Raw genomic sequence first — 23,470 nt, forward strand, 5'->3', positions numbered from 1 at the left:
CTGGCTGATTATTTTGCTTCGATTTTGAATAACCGGGGTTGTGGCGATTTAGTTTGCGGGCCAAACCAGGTGTCGTAGATGCTCACCGCCTGACCGTTTTTCTCCAGGTTCAACAGTTCGTCATTGACCACTTTCAGCAGGCTGGCTTCGCCTTTTTTCACCCCTACGCCAATCTCTTCCTTGCTCAGTAACTCAGGCAGTACTTTGTATTTGGCTTTATCCGGTGCACCGTCCAGCAGGCCAGCGAGAATGGTGCTGTCCTGAGTAATTGCCTGCACGTTGCCATTACGCAGGGCAGACAGCGCCAGTGGGATATCGTCATACGACAGCACGCGTGACTGCGGGAAACGGTTATGCAGTTCCTGTTCGCCGGTGGTGCCTTTTACGGCACCAATGCGTGCCGTCGCGTAGCCATCCAGTTTATCCGGTGAACTGACGGGCACCAGGAACTGCTGTCCGGTGACAAAGTAAGGCACTGAGAAATCGATCACTTTTGCACGCTCAGGCGTGATAGTGATATCGGCCACAATCAGGTCCGCTTTACCTGACTGCAACAGGGGGATGCGGTTTGCCGGGTTGGTCGGTACCAGTTGCAGCTTCACGCCCAGGGTTTTTGCCAGAGCTTTCGCGAAGTCGACGTCATAACCGACGATTTCGTGTGTTTTGGCATCCACTGAACCAAACGGCGGATTGGCGTCAAAGGTGGCGACTTTCACCACGCCGGCTTTTTTGATATCCGCCAGCTGGTCAGCATGCACGGCAAAAGTGGTGATGCTGGTCAGTGCCAGCAGCAGTGCAGCAGAAAGGCGGGTTTTATGGAATGAGCGGTTGTTGCGTGTCGCCATAATCATAGTTTTTCCTTATGTATAGTCCGAAAGGGGGAATGACCCCGTTTTCCTGAAGGCAGGTGATAGTTATTATTTTCTTTTAGGATTGATAGCGTTACATAAAGGAAAAATGACGGCTACAAACAAAAAGGTCTATCACCTGCTAAATTATGCATAAGTAAAATATCTGTATTGCGTGGGTTGCTCCGGTGTTGGCAGGACGTTAGCGGCAGTGAGTGACTATTCAGGAGGTTTTTAATGTAGTTTAGAGGGCAGCAGAATAAACCTAACGGCAAAGGTGCCAGAAATGAACAGAAAAGTAATGTGGTGCCTGACGCTGGCGCTGCTCACCGGATGCACCGCCTCTGTAGGGCAGAACTTTGATGATACCCAGTTGGCAAAAATCCATCATGACGTGACCACAAAGCAGGAACTGATCACATGGTTTGGTCAGCCCTCTTCAGACACACCTTTCCCGCAGGGGCAGAGCATTCTGATGTGGACCTGGAGCCAGGCAAAAACCGGAACGACGACCGAAGGCAGAACGCTGACGATTCAGCTACAAAATGACAAGGTCAAAAACTATACGGTCAGTAAAACCTGAATGTGTTCATGGTTGCGTTGTTAACGGGCTGAGGCAAAGCGAAGAGGGGAAGAACTGGAGCGGCCAACGGGAATCGAACCCGTGTCATCAGCTTGGGAAGCTGAGGTAATACCATTATACGATGGCCGCAGAGCGGGAGGGATACTACCACAGGTCTGACAGGAAATGTTGAGTCATATCAAAGATAAATCGCTGGGATAATCATTCTTCAGCCGGAAGGTTGTTTTTTCCCGGAAAAAACGCTGTACGGGTCAATTGAAACTTGGGAGTGCTACGTTGGATTGATGTTGACCCTGAGATCGGATTCCGGGTTGGCTAGACGCAAACTCTGCAACAATTGATTAATTTGAGCAGCGGTAAAGGAATTAGTGTGGTAATGCGTCATTTCATAATGCATCAAAGCATCGAAATTATATGTATAAAGTCGCTGATGTAAGAATGTACACAGTTCTGGTCCCAGCACCTCTACCCGTTTGGAATAGATAGTACGCAGAATTTTAATCAAAGAACCTGACTCATTGGGGGTCTGGCTCAGTACCAATTCCAGGCGTCGTTCATGAAGATCGTCCAGGTAGTTTTCCGGGCTGATCACCTCTCTACTGTGGATGTCATAAAGAATGGCGTCCCATGTCATAAGTGTTGTTTTAAACAGACTGTGCGCGCCTTCAAGAGGAATAATATTTTCTTTAAAGGCCCAGGTATCTGACAGGCACCACACATCAAAATCCATATCGTGATAGTGAAAGCGTATACCTCCTAGCTTAGTACAGGTGAGGTTTTGGACATCGATGGTTGAAAGAACACGTAACAAGTCCTCGTGGTTACTGTCGACCACGATATCGATATCGGAAGTGAAACCTTTGTGACCAAAAAGCCCTATGTCGCGGATCATTCCACCGAAGATCCATGCACGATTGTGTTCGGCCAGCGTGTCAATCAACACTCTGGCCGCCTTTCCTTCATAACCGGAAAGGAAAAAATCGTCGATACGGCGTTTAAGATGCTGTTGGTTTTTGACGACTTTCATATTCATAGAGTGATTTTAACTCATCATGAAGATCCATCAAATAGCTGTCGGTCATCCCTGCAATAGCATCAGTCAGCAACTGTGCTTCTTTGTACAATCCTGGTAACGTATTGTTCGGATCTTCAAAGATTCGCCTGTAGTTTTCTGAAATGCGACCATAAGCGTAACGCCCAAATGGCGTCTCTGAGAGATGCGTAGGTTGGGGTGTGAAACCAGACTCACTTTTTGCCCGCTCTTTTTCCTCCTGAGTAGCCGCTCGGGTTTTATGTCCATGGATCCCCACCCATAGCATATCCATTAAGCCCTGAATATAGTTTGACCCTTTCAGCTCAAGTTCCAGAACAGAACGGTGGCGGTAGCCGCGAGTTTTATCGAATTCTTTTAATGCATCACAGAGCTCGGCACCGCGACTTATTCCCATTAAGTCCTTGATGTCGCATTCGTCACGGAGAAGTGACTGGTGATGATCATGGAAAGCATCGACAGCGGCATTGATCAGGGAGCTCGTTGCGTTAACCCGGAACATTTGCATGCTCATATCATTGAGTTCAGCAGGAGAAAGATCGCTTCCCTTTGTTTTCCATCCCTGATTTTTTTCCTCTGTTTTTTTAATAACGGACTTAATTTCCTCATCGTCACTTTTATCCCAACATTGCAGGAAATTAATCAGATCATGGTAGGAGGCCAGGCCTTTTTTCACTGTATCCTCTGCATCCAGAACGGAATAGGCAATATCATCACAGGCTTCCATAATATAGGTGAGCGGATGGCGTAGCCCTTCACTCAATCCGGTTCTTTCCCAGACTTCACTGACAACGTCAGATTCTGAATAGAAGAAACCTTGTTTTTTCCACGGTGTTTTTTTCCTGGTATAAGAAGATTGTGGATACTTAATTAAGGCCGCTAGCGTGGCGTAGGTCAGATTAAGCCCATACTGGTCGTTGAGAATTTGCAATTTGGTGACCAGACGAAACGTTTGTGAATTGCCATCAAACTTGAAGAAGTCATCATAGATTTGTGGGTTGTCCTCTTTCTTGACCAGATGTGTCAGATGTCGAGTAAACCAGGAACGCATTGCTGCTTCCCCCTGATGGCCATAGGGTGGATTACCCAAATCATGGGCTAGCCCAATGGCTGCAAGGAGAGCCGGGACATCACGTTCCACACAGATGTCCTCCAAGTGACCAAAAATTTCTTTTTTCAGGTCAAACGCCAGCCTTATCCCTATCCCTCGGGCAAAGTTAGCCACTTCATGTGAATGTGTTAAACGGGTACGAACACTGTCATTACGGTCCAGGGGGAAAACCTGTGTTTTATCTGCCAGCCGACGAGTTGGAGCAGAAAAAAGGAGGCGGTCGTAATCACGTTCAATTTCCTGACGTCCTTTGCTTAAAGATAAGGTGTCAGCTTGAGCATGAGATGGATTGCTTTTTTCTTTTTCTTTATCTTTACGGCGTGCAGTACAGAGAAGATTTTGCCATTTCATCATCACATCCTTGATGTTTATATGGAAGGTGAAACTATCAAATACAATGAAAGTGGTCTATTTTTTTGGTGAGTGACGGTGGTAATTGTAATGATGCACACATTTATATGTAACGGCGTTATGATATTTCACTATGGTGGCAGTGTGAGTGGTGTGTTATTTTATTGCGAATGGAATATAATAAACAACAAAAACAAAAAAACCGACTTCATCTGTCGGCTAAATTTTGCAGATACTCAAGTATTATGCCATCAGGTTTACCTGGTTGCCGTCGTCGACATTTCTGTCTCTCCAGCAACCCCCCGACTTCAATTTCATCGGCAGGGCGGTAAAATACTTTAGCAAAAAACATGAGTATTGCTGTTCATGCCTCATCCCTTGAGGGCTAGAACCATACATACGTTGCCAGACAGTATGCCAGTGTCAGTGACAGCAGAATCAGCTCTGCAGGTTTAATCAGGTACATGACAGGTCCGTACAATTCAGGATGAGTGCTACTTACATCGGTCTCTTTCACTGAAACTTTAGGGATACCTGCCCGGAAATCGGCAAGTTCAGGCAATGTATAGGGTCTGCTAAAGCGACTGGCCACAGACCTGACGCTGTTTGCGGCGCCCTTTATCTTCGTACATGGCGGCATCCGCATCGCGCACGGCGCTGTCCGGGGTGCTGAGCGATGGGTCCACGTGAATGATGCCGATGCTGGCACCGGCATAGTCTATCCTGGTGCCCGAGAGATGATAGCGTCCGCTCAACAGTGCCGAAATACGGTTTTTGAATGTCGTCGCGGCTGCGGTCTGAGCATCTGAGGCATCAAGGGTGGCAATAATAAATTCGTCCCCCCCCAGGCGTCCCAGAACGTCAACCTCGTGCACCAACTCTTTCAAGCGCTCGCCGATGGCCTGCAAAAATTCATCACCGGTTTTGTGCCCGTAACGGTCATTAATCTGCTTGAATCCATCAAGATCGATAAAGGCCATCAGCAGATGATGTGTATCGTTACGCGCGTGTGCAAACAGCTTTGGCAGGTTAGCAAACACTGCACGTCGGTTTGGCAGGCCCGTGAGCTCATCGGTGTGGCTCACTGCCGTAAGCGCAGCGTTGGCTTCCTGCAGCTCTTCCAGCAGCTGTTCTTTACGAATGTACTGGGAAATCAGCTCGGCAAAGAGCTGAAGCACCTGTTCAGCGCGATCTGACAGCTCCCGAGACTCTGAGCTTGCTGCGCATAGCGTGCCATAAATCGCGCCGTCACCCAGCCACACCGGGGTACTGACGTAAGTGGTGATCCCCAGCGCTTTCGCGGCTTCGGAATCCCCCCAGACTGCCGGAACATCGCAGGTATAACTGCGGCCCTCGTCCAGAGCGCGTTTACACAGGGTATCTTCCCAGGGAACAGACAGCCCTTCAGGGATCTGCATTGCTTCGCTGTTGCGCGCATAAACGATGTGTTGCTTGATACCGTCTGCATCAATATGGGTCAGGTAGGTGGATTCCATATCCGTGACCAGCTCCAGCATCTCTAGCAGCTGGCGTACAAAACCTTCGAGCGTTTTTTCCGATCCAAGCGCCGTTGAAATGCGCTCAATCAAATTTTCCTTCATAGGTCAGTTTCCCGGACATGGTGTTGATATTCAAAAAGAGAAAGTGAGGCGTCAAAACAATGTTGTTCGTTATAATTTTTAGTTTTAGGAGCGTATATAAATGTGCTCCGGCCGCTCCGGCCTTGTGTCACTGAGTTTATCATCGGACTGAAAAGAAAAACATTGAGGGGAGAATGCAAATTGAGTAGTTGGGAATAATCTTATGGGTAAAAGGGCCGTCATCATCCGGCCCATCTGAGTTTATCGCAGGTTAACTAACGCCATATCTTGTGGTCCTTTAAACAGGTCGTTTTCCAGCGTGGTTTTCTCATCCTCGACCTGGAAGCGGGTGACCGACTGCTGCAAATTCACCACCTGCTGTTGCAGGGAGCTGGCTGCCGTTGCCACCTCAGAGACCAGTGAGGCATTCTGTTGTGTCACGCCGTCCATCTGATGAATGGCAATATTAATCTGCGAGATACCGCGCGTCTGCTCCCCGGAAGCCAGCATCACTTCATCCATGATGTCCACCACTTCTTTCACGTCGACCATCACTTCATTCATGGTGTTGCCTGCCGTTTTCACCAGCCCGACGCCCTGTTCAATACGGCTGAGAGAGTTATCGATCATCGAACCGATCTCTTTCGCCGCCGTTGCGCTACGCTGGGCCAGTACTCGTACTTCAGAGGCGACGACCGCAAAGCCGCGACCGGCTTCGCCTGCACGTGCCGCTTCTACTGCGGCGTTGAGCGCCAGCAGGTTGGTCTGGAATGCAATGCCATCAATCACGCCGACGATATCACCGATTTTGGCCGAACTGTGTTCGATGGCACTCATAGTCGACACGACATCAGAGACAACGCTGGCACCGCGTGAAGCCGAGGCTGAGGCTTTTTGCGCCAGTTCGTTTGCTTTGCGTGTGTTGTCCTCATTGTTTTTAACCGTCGCCATGATTTGTTCCATGCTCGACGCGGTTTCATCCAGCGAGGCGGCTTGCTGTTCGGTGCGGCTGGAAAGATCGATATTGCCGGAAGCAATCTCCTCTACGCCCGCGCCAATCGCATCGGTACCGTTACGCACGACAAGCACCATATTTTCCAGTCCGTCACGCATACGCTGCACGGCGGCAAACAGATGGGCGATCTCATTTTTTCCGCTGGCATCAATACGCGCACGTAAATCGCCTTCAGCAATGCGGTCAAACACGGTAACGGCATTGTTGAGTGGTTTCACTACCAGGTTGGTCATCACTGACCAGGCCAGTCCAGCCAACAGCAGGGCACAGGCGATAGCGCAGTAGAGGATGAACTGCATAGTGCTCACCCGATCGCTGGAGTCTTCATACGCCACATCAATGCTTGAGAGCTTAAAGGCGACCAGCGTTTTTGAGGCTTTATCAAAGGCGGCATAGAGTGCCGTCGACTTCCCGGCGCGCTGGCGATAGTCGTCAAGATTACCCGCTTCCAGCGCGGAAAACGCCGGGTCAATAAAGGTTTTCATCAGGGTATCGCGTGCGGCAGCCATTTCTGTGGCAATCACCTGCTCTTCTTCTGATTGCGGATATTTCAGATAGTCCTGCCATTTCGCCCCGGCACTGTCTACTTTACCTCTGGCTCGTTCTAAGGCGACTTTGGCTTTCTCGGTGTCGCCATTGACCATCAGTGATTCATACAGACGCAAATCTAATCGTCCACGCAGCAGCAGCTCGGAACTTTCATTCAGTGCAACCAGCCCTGGCAGCACTTCGGTATCCACGCGGGCAAAGGATTTATTGCCAGACTGCACCGCAACTAATCCCAGAATACCGACAAAAAGTAATAATGCGGCTAATGAAAAAATCATCATGCTCAGTGCGGTACGGATCTTTATTTTACGAAACATAGCGTATTCCCTGTTGCCGGTTTGATAATGAGGAAAAAGAGTGGTGTCGGAAATAAAGGCATAATAAAAATAAAAGACCGGAGGCGACATGGGTCACTTCCGGTCAGGTACGGCTGTTAATTATTCGCGTGTTCCCTGGTGCTGGCTAAAAATGACTTCAGTTTCTCGTTATAAAATTTTGCCGACATCATGGTGCCATGCCCGCTGGTCTCTGCACTGGCCGGAATAAGCCACAGCTCGGCCTTTTTAATCTTGTTTAATTCGCGGCTCAGCGTGCCTGTTTCCACCGGATTACGTTCATCATCTGCCGAATTAATGATCAGCATGGGGGCGGTGATACGGTTTAATGCGGGTTGCGCATTATAATTCGCTGACGAACCCCAGATATAAATAAAATCGTTGGCGTCAGCGGTAAGCGGGGTAGCCAGGCGGTCGTCAACCAGCTTATCGGCCAGCGCACGCGTTGGTGCTTTATGCTGCCAGGCCAGTGTGCCGCCAGTGGTGGCAATACTGAACATAATGCTGGCTGTTTTCAGCGCAGGGGGCTGCTGACGGTAATTGCCCTCAGCCCAGGCGGGATCGCCCTTGATGGACTCAATTAACATACGGCGCATCATCCAGTTACGACCGGACAGCTCAGCAGGCTGCGAAGCCATGGGCACCAGGGCATCCATCATGCCAGGATATTTTTCACCCCAAAGCCAGGTTTGCATACCCCCCATCGAATACCCCATGACCAGACGTAAATGGGAAATGCCCAGCCCTTCTTTGATTAAGCGATATTGCGCGGTGACCATATCGTTATAATCGTAGTGCGGAAACGCCATACGCAAACCGTCGGACGGCTTGGATGATTTTCCGGACCCAATACTTTCCGGCATGATAATAAAATATTTGCTGATATCCAGTGCCTGGCCGGCACCAAATAATTCGCCGCCAAATCCCTCGGCTAATAGTGCTTTTATTGGCTGGTTAGTTCCGTGAAGTAATAATACAGCAGGTTTACTACTGTCGCCCAGCGTGTAGTAATGAATGCGCAGGTCTTTCAGCTTCTCACCGCTGTTAAAGGTGAATTCCGGTGCAACCCAGTCGGCCTCTTTCGGTGATAACACCGTGCTGACTGCCTGTGTTAAAGGTGACAGGCTTAACAGAATAATGCCTGTTAATCCTGATACGATACGGTTAGCCATAAAACAACTCATCGGTAAGCAAGGAGTATTGGATGGCCGATGTTAATGTCAATTGAGATAAATCCCAATAAACATAAACATCATCAATGATAAAAACAGATTATGTTCTGATTGTTGCTGTTTACACGAGATGTTTTCCAGCTAATTTTTATTACGTTAACACATCGGATATTCCACTTTAGTCTTCCCTGAATATTTCTTTAGTCACGCTTTCATCTTACTGTCATTTCACTGTCACTAACTGCCGTGTGGAAAAGCTTAGTGAAATATCTTTGTTCCTGCTGCGCGAAATTTCGGGTATCTCTGTCTGTCACCCGACAGGAGGATGGTATGTTTCAGGCAGCATCATTATTAACCGGGGCCGCAGCGCTGCCGGATGTGTGGCGTTCTGCCATTATCAGCAAGATTGGCCAGGCGAATGTGAAACTGATCCGCATGGGCGGAGAGGGGATACCGGATGAAGTGCATGAGCATTTTGCCGAGCTACTGGTGGTGATTGACGGGCAGATGGATCTGGCGATTGACGGGCAGATCGTGGCGCTGAAAAGCGGGGACTATTTTGTGATACCGCCGGGCAGCCCTCATCGGGTACTGCCCGGCAGCAGCGGCACATTACTGCTGGTCGATGCCGATAAGGCCTTACCAGGCGAGTAGTTTTCCGCTGTAATCAATGTAGTGGTGCCCGCCTTTGCCACGCCAGGCGACCAGCTGATCGGCAATGCCACCCGCGCTTTGCGCCACCGTCAGTGGGGCATTTGTCCCACCCATATCGGTTTGCACCCAGCCCGGGTGAACGCAGAGCAGCGTCTGGCCCTGGGCATCCGTCTTCGCCGACAACCCGCGTGCCAGCATATTTAACGCGCCTTTGCTGGCCGCATACAATGGATACGTTGCGTCAGGATTCTCATTCAGACTGGCGAGCTGCGAGGTCATCAGTGCCAGAATGCCGCTGCGGGGTTTGACCTGTGGTAGCAGCGCTTCAGCGCAGCGCAGCGGCGAGAAGGTGTTGGTCATAAACAGCGCCATCAGCTCTTCGTCGCGGGTACGCGACAGCGTTTGATGCTCCGGTCCATAGACGCCTGCGTTAATAAACACCACATCAAACTGCTGGCCAGCCAACTCCGCCACCAGCGCTTCTCTCTGATCCGCCAGGTTAATATCCAGCGTTAGCCAGTGGATGGACACCGCACTGTCCGGCGTGTCCTTGCGCGTCGTGGCGGTAACCTGCCAGCCGCGATCGGCCAGAGTCGTTGCCAGCCCTAAACCGATGCCGCGCGAAGCGCCAATAATCAAAGCCTGTGGGGTTGTCATGAGAATGCCTTATGTCATGTCGGAAGCGTAGGGATCGTGCGGAAAAGCATAGCAAAAATTCAAGCTGTCAGGTGATTGCCTGTGCTAAGTGAGGCGGACAAGCGAATGCTCATCCACCTCTGACGGTCAGCTCAGGCCCGCCCACCACAGCCGCAGCTGCATGCCCCAGCCACTGGTATAACCGGTAGTGGTGCCCACCACCTTGCCTTTATCAATAATCACCAGCGTTGGGGTCACGCTGATATGCCAGTTGGCAGACAGTCTGCCTTCCGGGTCATTCACCAGCGGCAGGTGATACTGCTTTGCTTGTAAATAGCGCTGCACCTTGTCATTTTCACCGGAACGTAGCGCAATGCCGATAACGTTGCGGCCTTGCTGTGCCATATCAGCCACCGTTGGCGTGGTAAAGCGACAGACACCGCACCAGCTGGCCCAGAAATAGACCAGCAGCGGGCGCTGCTGGCTTAACGCCTTTAGCGTGACCTCATGCCCGTCGAGGGTAAGCAATGGCTGGTCAGCAAAGGCCAGCGGTGCCTTTGGCGCGCGCCAGCTGTCCATCACCCACATCCCCCCGGCCAGCAGCAGCGCCAGTACCAGTATCTCACGTGCCCAACGTTTCAGGCGGCTCATGGCGTTTGTGCCAACTGCTGTTTCACCAGACGCTCCAGCTCTTCATACGACACGGCGCCAGGCAGCAGACGGTTACCTATCAGCGTGGCTGGCGTGCCTTCAATGCCCAGATGCTGTGCCAGCTTCAGGTTGGTATTCACCGTCTCCAGGCTCTGTTTATCCGGCTGCGTTATCGTCACGCCCAGCTTTTTCTCTGCGGCCTGAATACTGGCGTCATCATGGTTGCCCTTCTTTGCCATCAGACGCTGGTGCAGTGCCAGCCAGCGATCCGGCTGCTGTTGCCACAGCGTCAGTACTTCGCGCGCAGCGGTCATCGAGCTTTCGGCACGGTATGGCAGCGGTTTGATGATCACGGCAACGTCCGGGTACTGCTGCACAATTTTTTCCAGCAGCAGATCGAACTGTTTACAGTAAGGGCAGTTGTAGTCGGTAAACGATACCAGCGTCAGCTTCGCATTCTTTGCACCGAGGCGCGGCGATCCGGCATCGTCATACAGTGCCGCCTTGTTCTGTTCAATCACCTGGCCAGTCACATTGGCCTGCTGCGCCTGTGCCTGTTTATCGTAAGCATTGGCGGCTTCAGCCAGAATCTGTGGATTTTCCACCAGTGTTTCGCGGATCAGTTGCTTAATCCGTGCCTCCTGCTCCGGGGTAAACGGGGCCGCAGCCCACAGCGGTGTAGCAACCAGTAACAGGGCAATCAGAGATTTTTTCATTGTTCAATTCCTTTGGCATTATTCAGGGTTTTCAGCAGGGTGGCACGGTCAAGCAGCGGAGAAAGCACCACGCCCTGGGGAGCACCCGGTCCATAAATTTGATTAAACGGCACGGCCACGCTGCCGCGCTGTTGCAGGAAATGGGTGATCGTTTCAGACGGACGACTCCAGTCACCGCGCAGGGTCACCACATCATCTGCTAATAGCGCCTGCTGCACATCATCGCGCAGCAATACGTTGTATTTATTGGCTTTACAGGTCACGCACCAGTCGGCAGTGATATCAATAAACACCCGTTTTTTCGCGCCCAGAGCCTGGCGGATCGCCTGTTCTGTCAGCGGCTGCCAGGTAAGCCGATCCTGCATTCTGTGCTGATCTGATGTCGCGCTGAATGTACCCGCCAGCAACACGCCACCGGCCACCAGCAACAGCACTACCGTGACCAGTGCCGCCCGCCGGAGGCCGAACTGTTTCACCAGTGTGACGAGCAATACCAGTACGATCGCGGTCGCAACAGCCAGTGTGGCGAGCAGGCCAATATGATTCACCAGCAGGCTGATCAACCAGAAACAGGAGGCCAGCATCAGAATTCCCAGGGCGATACGTACTCCATTCATCCAGCGCCCGGGGCGTGGCAGCTTCAGCGCCAGGGCGGGCCAGGCGGCAATCAGCAACCAGGGCAGGCTCATGCCGATGCCGAGGGCGGCAAACATCACCCACAGCAGTGGCAGCGGTGCCGCCAGGGCAAATGCCACCGCAGTACCGAGGAAGGGAGCTGAACACGGGGTGGCCAGCAGCGTGGCAAATGCACCCTGCCAGAAATGCTCGCCAGGACCACGGCCAGAGTACGTTGCCAGACGGGTATTCAGGCCTGATGGCAGGCGCAGATAGAGCAGGCCAAACAGGTTGGCGCTGAACAGCAGGGTCACCAGTACCATGAAGCCAATAAACCACGGATTCTGGAACTGAATACCCCAGCCCAGGGCGTGATTACCCAGACGAAGTACCGTCATCAGCAGCGCCAGCACCATAAACGAGGTGATAATTCCGGCACTGGAGGCGATAAACTGGAGTCGCACGTTGCGGCGGTCGCGCTGTGGCGTATTAACAATGCTGCCGAGTTTCATGCCCAACACCGGCAGTACGCAAGGCATCAGGTTGAGAATAAAGCCTCCCAGCAGTGCCGTCAGCAGCATCTGCCACAGCGGCAACACCGGGGAGCGCTGTCCCCATCCTTCATCAACCAACAGGGTAATCTGTTGCGCCAGGCCGTTATCCGCCAGTACCAGAGACAGGTTCTTTCCGGTGATATCGGGTGCGTTGTCACCCCATTCATCGCTGACCGGCACGCGGGCTATCAGCATTGAACCTCTGAGGGTAAAGCGTGGTTCGCCAAAGCTGGCACCCTCCAGCCCGTCAAGGAACAGCGCAGGCTGCTGCCAGCCGTCCTGACGTTCGGCAACAATCTGTAGCTCTCCCTGTTGATAACCCGCGACGAGGGTGTCAGCAAGGCCGCGTTCAATCGGTACGCTGCCCATCGCCTGGGCATAATCATGTTCAAACGACGCATCAACAGATGACGTCATATCAATAGTGAACGGATAGTCGGTGAGGATGCAGACGTTGCTACAGGTGGAGAGCGTCAGCGTTCCGACCAGACTTTTCGGGGCCGGGCCGGACAGTTCAATCGGCAGCGTAACGCGCTGATGATAACCCTGAGTGGTGATCCCCGCGACGTTAAAACGTTGCGGCAAAGGCCAGAACCAGTGTGCCTGGGTTACGGCATTCTGCCAGCGAATGGTCGGGGCAATCCCGCCTTCACCCGGCGATCGCCAGTAGGTTTTCCATCCATCCTGTAACTGAATATCCAGCAAGATGCGAGTGCGGTCGGCCTGTGAGGCATCGGCACGCAGGCGAACCTGAGCGTGACTGTTTTGTGGATTTTGCAGCCAGCCACTGTCAGCGGCCTGCAATGCGGGCAGCCAGAATAGCAGCAGGAGAGCAAAGCTCCTGATAAGCGTAAACATGTTATTTCTCCGTAAATGATTAAAAGACACCGGTGGAACGGTGTGTCATTCGCGGAAATTACAGTTAATCAGATGGATACGGAGTAGCGGCGCACGACAGGGGCGTGCCGGAGGAAAAATCAATGGGAGAAGACAGCACAGTGCCAGTACTAACAGGAGAATGACCGTGGCAGGCAGGACGCTGTCGAACAGCAGCGGGGCAGCCAGCAGCAGCGTTTTGGCGCTGAGTTCACAAGGGGTTATCGACGCGTCATCTGCGTTGTCCGGGGCGGTATTGCTGAGGCTGAACGACGTGGTTGGAGGCATTTGCAGGGCGTGCAGGCTTGCCATGCGCTGTGCCATACAGACCAGTATGACCAGGCAGGCGAGCGCCAGAAAGCCCATTGCGATGCGTTGTCGTGTTGCCATTACCCGCCCCATTTGAAAAGAGCGACCATCTTAATCAAACGGTCGCGTTTAACAATGGTTACGCATGTAAACTTTTGTCTACCGGGGGATTACACCTTATTGAGCGTGCTCCAGACCAAACTCCCCTGATGGAAGGTGGCGGTGCGTGGTGAAATGCGCGCCACCGCTTCTGCCGAACAGGAGGCATCGACCAGCACAAAACTGGCCTCGTCCTGTTCCACGGGCCAGACGCGCTCGCCTTTATCATTTAGCGGCAGGCGGTTCCCGGTAGCAATTGCCAGCGCGCGCGACAGCGCCAGTTCACCCGGGCGCACATAGAGCTGAGCGTACAGGTTGGCTTTCTCCAGCATGTCGCCAAGGCCATAGGGCGACCAGTGGTCGATCACGCTATCGGTGCCGGTCATCACAAAAACACCGTTATCCTGAAGCTGTTTCAGCGGCATATGCAGCGTGCCAATCGGCACCGTTGAGGCGATGCTGATCTGCTGCGCGGCCAGACGCTGTGCGGTCTCTTCTACCTGCTGTGGTGTGAGGGTGGCCAGTGCAAATGCGTGGCTGATCGTGACTTTGCCCTTCAGCTGCGGCGTTTTTTCCACCCGGTCAATCATATAATTGATGGCGGCCACCCCGGCCGGGCTGGTTTCATGCAGATGGATATCCACGCCTTTGCCATAGTCGACGGCGATCTGAAACATCGTATCGAGGGATTTTTCCATATCGCCATCAACGCTGGTGGGATCCAACCCGCCGACGTAGTGCGCTCCGGCCTGCATCGCTTCGCGCATCAGTGGTTCAGATTTTGACAGCAGCAACCCGTGCTGGGGGAAGGCGACGATCTCGCAGGTAAAACCGGATCGACGGCGTTCCAGTACCGCCATCAGGTTTTCCAGATTTTTCAGTCCGGAAACCGGCTCGATATTGCAGTGACTCCGCGCCACGCTGGAACCTTTTGATTGCAGCAGGTCGATCAGTTTACCCGCCCGCTCCTGTGTGTGGGGCGCCAGCTCTGGCAGCAGGCGATGCTCCAGTGCAATCATCTGTTTAATGGTGGTCCCTGCCGGGCGTGACTGCACGCGCCACGGGCCACCATAGAAGGTCTTATCCAGATGGATATGCATATCGCGCATGGCGGGCAGCAGCAGTTTTCCTTCGGCATCAACCCGCGTCAGGCTGGCATCCGGGCGTACTGCGTTAGCACGTACAGCAACGATCTTGCCGTTATTGATTTCCAGGCAGTGCAACGCGGTGCGGGTGGCGACCACTTCCCCCTCCTGGTAGTGAAAGCCGGTTTCCAGCAGGACGTTATCAAGGTAATAGTGGCGGGCGCCAACGGTGGTCATGGGCGTTTCCTGTTCGGTGAAGACAGACGATCCGGCGGCAATGGCAAGCGGGGTGCCTGCACCGAGGATGGCGCAGGCACCGAGCATTTTACTGCCGTGGCTGAGAAAGGTACGACGCTGCTGATCGGGCTTATTCATCACGGGCTCCTGCATGGATTAACTGTATAGCAATGGCGTCATAACCCAGTGAACGCGCCAGTTGCAGAGGGGTTTTACCGTACTTATCCGTCAGGTGCGGGCTGGCACCGTTATCCAGTAATAGCTGAACGATCTCCTGCTGCTTTGCGCCACCGTCATTCAGCAGGATGGCTTCGAGCAGCGGTGTCCAGCCGAGGAAATTAGTGTGGTTGACGTTGATGGTGGTGCGGGACAGTAACTCGCGCACGATCTCAACATGGCCTTTTTCGCTGGCGGGCGTCAGGCCAATGCCGCCAAAGCGTGTCACCCGGGTGAGGTCGGGTGCCGCAGGCAGCAGCAGGCGCAGCAGAGTGAGATCGTTATTCAGGCAGGCGAGCAAAAACGGATTCAAACAGGTATCGTCCTGCTGATTAATATCGGCGCCCGCCTCGATCAACCAGGCGACGCAGGCATAGTGCTGGTGCTGTGCCGCCAGCGTGATGGCGCTGGTGCGCTGCGCGGTGGTGACGTTGAGATCCACGCCCTGATCCCGACACTGCTGCAAGATATCCTGCTCGCCCTGTTGGGCAGCACGGAGGAAGCGTGCCTGTAGTGTGTCGTTGGAGGTGGAAAAGTCAGGATGTGCAAATGACATACAGGTTCCCGGATAAGCAAGTGATGGTCCAGGAAACGACAATAGCAGCCAGTGAAAGACGGTGATATCCGTGTAAAAATAATTCACCTGAAAGGCATTTCTTGTTGAATAATAATCAATGAAACCGGAACACGAGGGAATGTGCGATGAACTCCATTTTTAGTGAAGAGAATTTGCAGGTGTTTGTCACCGTGGTGCAGTGTGCCAGCTTCAGTAAGGCGGCGATTGAGCTGGGGGTCACCACTTCAGCGGTCAGCTACACCATTAAACGCATTGAAACCGGGCTGGGTGTTCCGCTGTTTGTGCGCCATCCCCGCCGGATTGAACTGACGGAGTCCGGCGACTACTTTTATCGTAAGGCGCTGACGCTACTTAACGATTTCGGTGCCATTCAATACGGTGTCGATGCTATCGCCCAGGGCGTAGAGGCCAGGGTGCGTATTTGCATCAACCATCTGTTGTATACCCCGCATCACACTGCCCGGCTGCTACAGCTGCTGAAAAAGCAGTTCCCCACCTGTCAGGTGACGGTCACTCAGGAAGTGTATAACGGCGTCTGGGATGCGTTTATCCATCACCAGGCAACGCTGGCGATGGGGGCACCGGATGTGCCGCTGGACAGGGATGGCATTGACTGTCTTGATATCGGCTATGTGCACTGGCAGTTTGCGATCGCGCCCCATCATCCGCTGGCCGCATTGCCTCAGCCCATCAGTGAAGGTCAGATGCGGCGCTATACCAATATTATGGTGGCCGACACGGCACAGATGCTGAATCAGCGTGTTGGCTGGCTGCTGCACGGGCAGGAGGCGGTTCTGGTGCCTGATTTCAACACCAAATGTCAGTGTCAGATTCTGGGGGAGGGCATTGGCTTTCTGCCGGACTATATTGTGCGCGACGCCGGGGAGAAGCTGGTAACGCGTGAGGTGATGAACCCGCGTCAGGATTCGCGGCTGCTGTTGGCCATCCGCCAGCCCGCCAGCGGACAGGTCGCATTGTGGATAAAACAGCAGTTTGCCCCAGATGGCGTGCTGAGTGAGCTCTATCAGGATTTACTGCATCGCGAAGATAAAACAGACGGAATGTAAAAACTGTGTTAACGTCTTGCCCGTACCAATAAAAATTTCTCTTAAAATAAAAATATGTAGGTCTATTATCCAAAATATTAAATATCAGTGTCCGTCTTGTCACGGATGTCAGTACCGCTTCTCGCCTTTCAGTATCACCGCAAAAAATCCCCATGGTGCCAACTGTATTTTCTGTAAATCCCAGATGGTTTGTCTGCCTGCCACTGCGATACAGAACTAAACCCGTCGAGCGTTTTCCCCTGGCCTGTTGTTGATGTTAACCTTAGCGGCTTATCACTGTTAAATGTCGACATCTCAGGGCCGTATGATGACTACCTCAACCGCAAAACTTCTCTCTCTCTGTAGTGACAGCCTTGCTGCCGCCCCACAGGACATGCACTTCAGCGCCACGGTTAATCCCGCGCTGCTCGAAGAACTGCGTCAACTGCTGGCGATTAAAAACGGCTGCTATGGTTTTGTTTCTGCGCTGCATATCTTTCCCTGGCAGGCAACGGAGAGTGAACCTGGCCTGCAACAGTGGAACCAGCCTGATCTGTGGATTTCAGCGTTTCAGGATATGGCGCTGGATGCGCTGTTCTTTGCTGAAGATATCTTTGGCGTGCAGTTTTGTCTGCGGCAGGACGGGGTGTTCAGCTTTGAGCCGGAAACCGGCGAATTCACCTGGCTGGCGGCAAGTCTGGAGCACTGGAGTGCCCTGATTCTGGAAGAGTACTCAGTGTTAACGGGTTATCCGCTGGCGCTGGACTGGCAGGATCAGCACGGGGCATTACCGGCGGGTTATCGCCTGGTGCCGAAAACACCGTTTATTGTTGGCGGTGAGTTCGTGCCGGATAACCTCCAGGCGGTACGTAGTGAAGATGCCATGCGTACCCGCGCGCAGTTTGCCGTGCAGATCAGGGATCTTCCTGAAGGCACGCGCATTGCCGTCAGCCCGTCAGATCCAGAAAGCTGATCTCAGCTTCCCGGCATTGCCGCGCCGGAGGCGATAAACCACACCAGAAACGCCATCGCAGCAACAAAAATCAGGCCAGGGGCAATTGCTCTTTTATTCACGGCATAACACCTTTCACAATGGGATCGGGGGAAAGCCGGGAGCCAGGCTTTCGGGCGGCGCTGAGTGTAACATAGTCAGCCCGCCCTCAGGCATGTTGTTCAGCCCTGTTTCACTGTGCGGTTTTGTGGCAAAATGATAGCGCAAACATTTTAGTTATCGGATGCCAGATGGAAAATCCTGACCCTGCCACGGTAAAAACCCCTACGCTTGAGGATGTTGCCCGTGTCGCGGGATTATCTCCGATGACCGTCAGCCGTGCCATTAACAAACCGCAGGTGGTACGGCCTGCCACCGTTGCCAGGGTGATGGAAGCGATTCAGATCACCGGCTATATCCCCAATATGCTGGCAGGGGGGCTGGCGTCCAAACGTAGCCGCCTGATTGCCGTAGTGATTCCGCAAATTAACAACAGTATGTTTGTCGATACCGTACAGGCGATCAGCGATCGTCTGGCCTTGCGTGGCTACCATATGCTGCTGTGTGTCACCGGATACTCTCCGGACAGCGAAGCGTCTATTGTTGCCACCATCCTTTCGCGCCGCCCCGACGGCATGATACTGACCGGCATTCATCACAGTCCTGAACTGCGCAAAACCATTCTCAATATTGGCCTGCCGGTGGTGGAAATCTGGGATCTCACGCCAACGCCGCTGGACATGCTGGTCGGGTTTTCTCATGAAAAAGTCGGCACCCAACTGGGTCACTACTGTCTGCAACAGGGCTACCTGAGCCTGGGTCTGGTGTGGGCCGGCGATCGTCGCGCCCGGCAGCGGCGTAAAGGGCTATCCGATGTGATGCAGGGGCTGCCAGGAAGCCGTATTCGCGGGGTCAATGCCCCGGTGCCAACGTCGCTCGGTGCCGGTCGACAGGGTTTGCATCAGTTACTTGCTCAGGGGGATAAGTTCGATGCGATTATCTGCAGTTCTGACACCTTAGCGCAGGGCGTGATCATGGAGGCTGAAGCACGTGGGCTGAGTGTACCGGATCAGCTTGCTGTTATCGGCTTTGGCGATTTAGCGTTCGCCGCGGCCAACCGGCCCGCGATCACGACAGTAGCTATCGACAGGGTAAAAATGGGTGAAGATGCCGCGATGCTGCTGGCTAATAAAATAGAAGGCGTCATGCCCGCAGAGGCGGTGGTCGATTTAGGGTTCACCATGGTGGTTCGTGACTCCGGTTAACGTCTGGCAGGTAGTGTTACGCTGGAATGAAACAATCATTATATGACTTTATTTTGTGTGGGTATTATTTCTCACTGTAATCAAATAAGCGCCGTTTTACGGCTTTTTTTCTTTTACTATCCCTGAATTTCCGATAAATCCCCGGCTTTAATCCCTTCTCTTCATAATGGCATTGTTATGAAATGTTAGAAGAAACACTTCATCTTAAGTTTAAATATCACCACTTCAATTGTTACATTTTGACACTTTTGTATCGTTAACATTGCGGCAATGTAAACAGATAAAAACAGTTCTTTAACCTTAATGACACGTGCTCCATCGGTGTCTTTTTCTGAGTGTGTGAGAGTCTTCAAAATGCTCCTTCAAAAAGAAACTACCCGCCGTAAGTTTTTACTCGGGTCGCTGTTGGCATTGCCGTTAGGTGAGATGGTCTTTAAAGGCCTGACCGCCGCACAGGCAGCCGAGATGGCAGCGCCGGAACTGGCAGATTATCAGCCGATCTTCTTCAGCCAGGATGAGTGGCAGTTTATTCTTGCCGCCTGTGACTGTTTGATCCCTGCCGGAGGCAAAGGCAAAGCGCCGGGCGCGCTGGAAACCAATGTGCCGATCTTTATCGATCAGCAGATGCATGGCGATCTCGGTGATGAGATCTATATGAAAGGGCCGTTTGATACCAAAGCGCCTGCCACCATGGGTTACCAGATCCCGTTCCGCCCGCAGCAGATCTATAAAACCGGTATCAAACTGGCTAACCAGTGGTGCCAGCAGACCTACCAGAAACCGTTCCATCAGTTGTCATCGCAGGATAAAGACAGCGTTCTGACCCAACTGCAAAAAAACGATATCCACTTCGCTGAGCTGGGCGAAGCCGACCTGAAAGCCTCTCAGTTCTTCAGCGGGCTGCTGTCCGATGCCAAACACGGCTATCTCTCCGATCCAATGTACGGCGGCAATAAAGGGATGAAAGCGTGGATTGCTATCGGCTTCCCGGGCGCCCGTGCCAGTTATCTGGAATGGGTGAAGCAGCACAACATTCCCTATCCACTTGGCCCGGTCAGCATCAAGGGCGAACGCGCCTGAGTTCACTGAGACTTTTTTCGTATTTTTGTAAATGACACCCAAAATATTTCGTGTTGCAGGAAGGCGGCAATTGAATGAATCCCTGGGAGCTTACTGAAGTAAGTGACCAGGGTGAATGAAGGCAGCCAACGCATCTGCGGCGCGAAAAATGAAGGGTTGAAAGGGTTGAATATGTCACAAATTAATAAAGAAGAAGTCGACGTTGTCGTTGTCGGCCTGGGATGGGCTGGCTCGCTGATGAGCATTGAGCTGGCGATGGCCGGACTGAAAGTGCGGGCGCTGGAGCGCGGAGCCGATCGCGGTTACGAAGAGTTTGCCTACCCCAAGCCAGCCGATGAATATGCCTACGCCGTGCGTAACAAAGTGATGGCCACGCCAGCAGAAGCGGCGGTGACGGTGCGTTACAACATGAGCCAGACCGCGCTGCCAACGCGCAAATGGGGCGCTTTTTGCCCGGGTAACGGCGTGGGCGGTTCGGGTTTGCACTGGACGGCGGTATTGATCCGTCCGACACCGACCGATCTTAAACTGAAAACCTATGCTGACCAGGCCTACGGACCGGGCGTGTTGCAGGACGATATGCGCATTATGGACTTCCCGTTCAGTTGGGAAGAGATCGAACCCTATTACGAGAAGTTTGAGATGATCTGCGGCCAGTCCGGTTTAACCGGCAACCTGCGCGGGCAGATCCTCGAAGGGGGCGATCCGTTCGAAGGCCCGCGTGCTAATCCGTTCCCGCTGCCGCCGCTGGATGACACGCTGAACAACACAATGTTTGTTAAGGCGGCGAAGAAGCTGGGATATCACCCGTTCCCCAACCCGTCAGCCTGTGTTTCACGTGCCTGGACAAACCCGTACGGTAACCAGATTGCGCCGTGTAATTACTGCGGCTATTGCAGTAAATACCCGTGCCTGAACTACTCTAAGGCCTCACCGCAGACGGCGGTGATGGATGCACTGAAGCGCATGGATAACTTCTCCTACGAAGTCCATGCCAACGTGATGAAAGTGGTGCTGCATGATGATAAGAAAACCGCGAAAGGGGTGATCTACATCGATAAAGACGGCAATGAATGCTTCCAGCCTGCAAAGATTGTAGTGCTGAGCAGCTTCCAGTTTTGCAATGTCCGCCTGATGCTGCTCTCCGGCATCGGCCAGCCTTATAACCCGCTGACGGAAGAAGGCGTGGTTGGACGTAACTACGCTTTCCTCAGTAACGGCGGTGCCACGCTGTTCTTCAAAGATAAAAACTTCAATCCGTTCGCTACGGCGGGGGCCACAGGGCAGATGTTTAACGACATCTCACCGGGCAACTTTGATGGCCCGGGGCTGGGGTTCATCGGCGGAGCCAAGATCCACAGTTCACAGGCCACCGGTACGCCGATCAGTACCGCACTGCCAAAAGGGACACCGGCCTGGGGCGCAGGCTGGAAAGAAGGGATGGAAGAGTGGTACGGCCACTCGATGAAAATCAGCATCACCACCACCTGCATGTCGTATCGCGATATCTACCTCGATCTCGATCCGAACTACACCGATGACTACGGCTATCCGCTGCTGCGTATGACGTTCGACTGGAAACAGAACGAGCTGAAATTACAGCAGCACCTGAAAGGCATCGTCAGCAACATTACTAAAGAGCTTAACCCGGACAGTTACAGCGAAAGCTTCCTGCCGATGGATGCCCACTTTGACCTGACCAAATACGTCTCCACCCATAACGTTGGTGGCGCGGTGATGGGCGATAACCCGAAAACCTCGGCGCTGAACAAGTACCTGCAGAGCTGGGATGTGCATAACGTCTTTGTGCCGGGCGGCAATGCTTTCCCGCAGAACTTCCAGGCGAATCCGACCGATACCATCGGGGCGATCACGCTGATGGCGGCGCAGGCGATCAAAGAGATTTACCTGAAAAACCCCGGCCCGATGGTGCAAGCATAAGGAGATGACGATGATCAATTTCAAACGTTTACTGCTTGCGAATGCCGTCCTGCTGGCAGGTACTTTTGCTTCACTGGCCCAGGCCGATGACAGTCTGGTGAAACAGGGCGAATATATTTCCCGGCTTGGCGACTGCGGTGCCTGCCACACTATTCCGGGTAAACCGGCGTTCTCCGGTGGGCTGGCGATTGAGTCGAACCTCGGGACGATTTACTCCACCAACATCACCCCGGATAAAGCGCACGGTATCGGCAATTACAGTGAGCAGCAGTTCTCGGACGCGGTACGTAAAGGCGTGCTGCCTGACGGGACGCGTCTCTATCCGGCGATGCCTTATCCGGCTTACGCAAAAATCACCGATGCGGATATGCATGCGCTGTACACGTACTTTATGCAGGGAGTGAAAGCGAGTGATGAACAGCCGCCAGAAACCGATCTCAGCTTCCCGTTCAGCCAGCGCTGGGGCATGCGTTTCTGGAACTGGGCTTTTGCCAGCGATAAGCCCTTCCAGCCGATTGGCGGCGCAACAGCAGAAGTGAATCGCGGTGCGTATCTGGTCGAAAGCCTCGGCCACTGCGGCAGCTGCCATACGCCGCGTGGGTTGGCGATGAATGAGAAAGCGCTCGACAGCAGCGACAGTACATTCCTCTCCGGCGGTAGCCTGAACGGCTGGGAAGTGCCTTCTCTGCGCGGTCTGCCGCGCTGGAGCGAGCAGGAAACCGTCGAATATCTGGCGACCGGGCGTAACGATAAAGCAGCGGTAGGCGGTGAGATGACCTCGGTGATCGAGCACAGCACGTCGTGGATGACCGAAGCGGATCTGAAAGCCATCAGCGCCTATCTGAAGTTTATTGGCGGTAATCCGGCAGCACCCGCGGCGGCAAGTACGACAGTCAGTGCTACGGAAGCGAAACTGACTGCGGCGAAGAACCTCACCCCAGGTGAGCGTCTCTATCTGGATAACTGTGGTGCCTGCCACTTTGTCACCGGTAAGGGCGCACCACGTATCTTCCCTGAGCTGGATCAGGCGACTATCGTCAATGCTGGCGACCCGACCGGGCTGATCCACACCATCCTGGCCGGGGCACAGCAGCCCTCTACGGCAAAAGCCCCCTCCACGCTGGTAATGCCAGGCTTTGCCGGCCGCCTGAGCGATGATGAGGTGGCGCAACTGGCGACCTTTATTCGTCAGGGCTGGAGTAATAAGGCGGATGCGGTGAGCGCGGATCAAGTCAAAGAGGTCAGGGAGAGTCTGAAAAAATAGCGTGACGTAAGCGCTTCAACATCCCCTTTATTCTCTTGCCTGACAGGCCGACCTTCAGTGATG

The 23,470-nt window shown here is 53.3% G+C and carries 23 protein-coding genes and 1 tRNA gene; 9 read left to right on the forward strand and 15 right to left on the reverse strand.

Annotated features, from left to right (window positions below; translation table 11 throughout):
- Positions 1-8: 8 nt before the first annotated feature.
- On the reverse strand, positions 9-851 hold the full coding sequence (locus FVB43_RS12715; protein ID WP_159337480.1) for an ABC transporter substrate-binding protein: 843 nt from the start codon (positions 849-851) through the stop codon (positions 9-11).
- Positions 852-1,134: 283 nt separating this feature from the next.
- On the opposite strand from FVB43_RS12715, the gene FVB43_RS12720 reads away from it, so the two are divergent.
- Positions 1,135-1,431, forward strand: coding sequence for a hypothetical protein (locus FVB43_RS12720; protein ID WP_159337479.1), 297 nt, complete (start codon positions 1,135-1,137; stop codon positions 1,429-1,431).
- 55 nt (positions 1,432-1,486) lie between these two features.
- Here the strand turns inward: FVB43_RS12720 and FVB43_RS12725 are convergent.
- The 6 genes from FVB43_RS12725 to FVB43_RS12750 form a co-directional block, all read right to left on the reverse strand.
- A tRNA-Gly gene (locus FVB43_RS12725) sits at positions 1,487-1,560 on the reverse strand.
- Positions 1,561-1,702: 142 nt separating this feature from the next.
- Positions 1,703-2,464, reverse strand: a complete 762-nt coding sequence (locus FVB43_RS24525) for a hypothetical protein (protein ID WP_197931284.1) — start codon at positions 2,462-2,464, stop codon at positions 1,703-1,705.
- Positions 2,427-3,947, reverse strand: coding sequence for a dGTP triphosphohydrolase (gene dgt / locus FVB43_RS12735; protein WP_242462146.1), 1,521 nt, complete (start codon positions 3,945-3,947; stop codon positions 2,427-2,429). Before dgt ends, FVB43_RS24525 begins: the two co-directional genes overlap by 38 nt.
- Before the next feature lie 572 nt (positions 3,948-4,519).
- Positions 4,520-5,545: a sensor domain-containing diguanylate cyclase gene (locus FVB43_RS12740; RefSeq protein WP_167864105.1), complete on the reverse strand. Its 1,026-nt coding sequence runs from the start codon at positions 5,543-5,545 to the stop codon at positions 4,520-4,522.
- Positions 5,546-5,785: 240 nt separating this feature from the next.
- Positions 5,786-7,405 carry a methyl-accepting chemotaxis protein gene (locus FVB43_RS12745; protein WP_167864106.1) on the reverse strand — a complete coding sequence of 540 codons (1,620 nt, stop codon included), beginning with the start codon at positions 7,403-7,405 and terminating at the stop codon, positions 5,786-5,788.
- A gap of 116 nt (positions 7,406-7,521) precedes the next feature.
- Positions 7,522-8,595 (reverse strand): alpha/beta fold hydrolase, encoded by a 1,074-nt coding sequence (locus tag FVB43_RS12750; protein WP_133845686.1) that lies wholly within the window; start codon positions 8,593-8,595, stop codon positions 7,522-7,524.
- Between the two features lie 330 nt (positions 8,596-8,925).
- Between FVB43_RS12750 and FVB43_RS12755 the strand changes: the two genes are divergently transcribed.
- Entirely contained in the window at positions 8,926-9,249 is a 324-nt protein-coding gene (locus FVB43_RS12755) for a cupin domain-containing protein (RefSeq protein ID WP_167864107.1), read from the forward strand.
- Here the strand turns inward: FVB43_RS12755 and FVB43_RS12760 are convergent.
- The 7 genes from FVB43_RS12760 to FVB43_RS12790 all read right to left on the reverse strand — a co-directional run bounded on the left by FVB43_RS12760 (position 9,235) and on the right by FVB43_RS12790 (position 15,799).
- A complete protein-coding gene (locus tag FVB43_RS12760; protein ID WP_133845684.1) occupies positions 9,235-9,906 on the reverse strand; it encodes an SDR family oxidoreductase in 672 nt (223 codons plus the stop codon). The genes FVB43_RS12755 and FVB43_RS12760 overlap by 15 nt on opposite strands.
- Before the next feature lie 126 nt (positions 9,907-10,032).
- Positions 10,033-10,536 carry a protein disulfide oxidoreductase gene (locus FVB43_RS12765; RefSeq protein ID WP_159337476.1) on the reverse strand — a complete coding sequence of 168 codons (504 nt, stop codon included), beginning with the start codon at positions 10,534-10,536 and terminating at the stop codon, positions 10,033-10,035.
- Entirely contained in the window at positions 10,533-11,252 is a 720-nt protein-coding gene (locus tag FVB43_RS12770; protein ID WP_133845682.1) for a DsbA family protein, read from the reverse strand. The genes FVB43_RS12765 and FVB43_RS12770 overlap by 4 nt, the downstream gene beginning before the upstream one ends.
- Complete coding sequence (locus FVB43_RS12775; protein ID WP_167864108.1) at positions 11,249-13,279, reverse strand: protein-disulfide reductase DsbD family protein; 2,031 nt, start codon at positions 13,277-13,279, stop codon at positions 11,249-11,251. Before FVB43_RS12775 ends, FVB43_RS12770 begins: the two co-directional genes overlap by 4 nt.
- Positions 13,280-13,324: 45 nt before the next feature.
- Positions 13,325-13,687 (reverse strand): copper resistance protein, encoded by a 363-nt coding sequence (locus FVB43_RS12780; protein WP_133845680.1) that lies wholly within the window; start codon positions 13,685-13,687, stop codon positions 13,325-13,327.
- Between the two features lie 89 nt (positions 13,688-13,776).
- Entirely contained in the window at positions 13,777-15,165 is a 1,389-nt protein-coding gene (locus tag FVB43_RS12785) for an amidohydrolase family protein (RefSeq protein ID WP_133845679.1), read from the reverse strand.
- Positions 15,158-15,799, reverse strand: coding sequence for an ankyrin repeat domain-containing protein (locus FVB43_RS12790; RefSeq protein ID WP_133845678.1), 642 nt, complete (start codon positions 15,797-15,799; stop codon positions 15,158-15,160). The genes FVB43_RS12785 and FVB43_RS12790 overlap by 8 nt, the downstream gene beginning before the upstream one ends.
- 146 nt (positions 15,800-15,945) lie before the next feature.
- Between FVB43_RS12790 and FVB43_RS12795 the strand changes: the two genes are divergently transcribed.
- From FVB43_RS12795 to FVB43_RS12800, 3 genes are all read left to right on the forward strand, one after another.
- Positions 15,946-16,887, forward strand: coding sequence for a LysR family transcriptional regulator (locus FVB43_RS12795; RefSeq protein ID WP_167864109.1), 942 nt, complete (start codon positions 15,946-15,948; stop codon positions 16,885-16,887).
- Entirely contained in the window at positions 16,835-17,107 is a 273-nt protein-coding gene (gene ymcF / locus FVB43_RS24900; protein ID WP_420361215.1) for a cold shock small protein YmcF, read from the forward strand. Before FVB43_RS12795 ends, ymcF begins: the two co-directional genes overlap by 53 nt.
- Positions 17,108-17,194: 87 nt before the next feature.
- A complete protein-coding gene (locus tag FVB43_RS12800; protein WP_159337471.1) occupies positions 17,195-17,839 on the forward strand; it encodes an SMI1/KNR4 family protein in 645 nt (214 codons plus the stop codon).
- 2 nt (positions 17,840-17,841) lie between these two features.
- Here the strand turns inward: FVB43_RS12800 and FVB43_RS12805 are convergent, their stop codons facing one another.
- Positions 17,842-17,940, reverse strand: coding sequence for a YoaK family small membrane protein (locus FVB43_RS12805; protein WP_227535840.1), 99 nt, complete (start codon positions 17,938-17,940; stop codon positions 17,842-17,844).
- Between the two features lie 168 nt (positions 17,941-18,108).
- Between FVB43_RS12805 and FVB43_RS12810 the strand changes: the two genes are divergently transcribed.
- The 4 genes from FVB43_RS12810 to FVB43_RS12825 all read left to right on the forward strand — a co-directional run bounded on the left by FVB43_RS12810 (position 18,109) and on the right by FVB43_RS12825 (position 23,407).
- Positions 18,109-19,122 carry a LacI family DNA-binding transcriptional regulator gene (locus tag FVB43_RS12810; protein ID WP_133845675.1) on the forward strand — a complete coding sequence of 338 codons (1,014 nt, stop codon included), beginning with the start codon at positions 18,109-18,111 and terminating at the stop codon, positions 19,120-19,122.
- A 354-nt stretch (positions 19,123-19,476) separates the two neighbouring features.
- A complete protein-coding gene (locus tag FVB43_RS12815; protein WP_167864110.1) occupies positions 19,477-20,202 on the forward strand; it encodes a gluconate 2-dehydrogenase subunit 3 family protein in 726 nt (241 codons plus the stop codon).
- Positions 20,203-20,373: 171 nt separating this feature from the next.
- Positions 20,374-22,143, forward strand: coding sequence for a GMC family oxidoreductase (locus tag FVB43_RS12820; RefSeq protein ID WP_167864111.1), 1,770 nt, complete (start codon positions 20,374-20,376; stop codon positions 22,141-22,143).
- 4 nt (positions 22,144-22,147) lie between these two features.
- Positions 22,148-23,407, forward strand: coding sequence for a c-type cytochrome (locus tag FVB43_RS12825; protein WP_159337468.1), 1,260 nt, complete (start codon positions 22,148-22,150; stop codon positions 23,405-23,407).
- Positions 23,408-23,470: the final 63 nt, after the last annotated feature.

Origin of the sequence: Erwinia rhapontici (genome assembly GCF_012271765.1) — a bacterium.
Classification (GTDB): domain Bacteria; phylum Pseudomonadota; class Gammaproteobacteria; order Enterobacterales; family Enterobacteriaceae; genus Erwinia; species Erwinia rhapontici.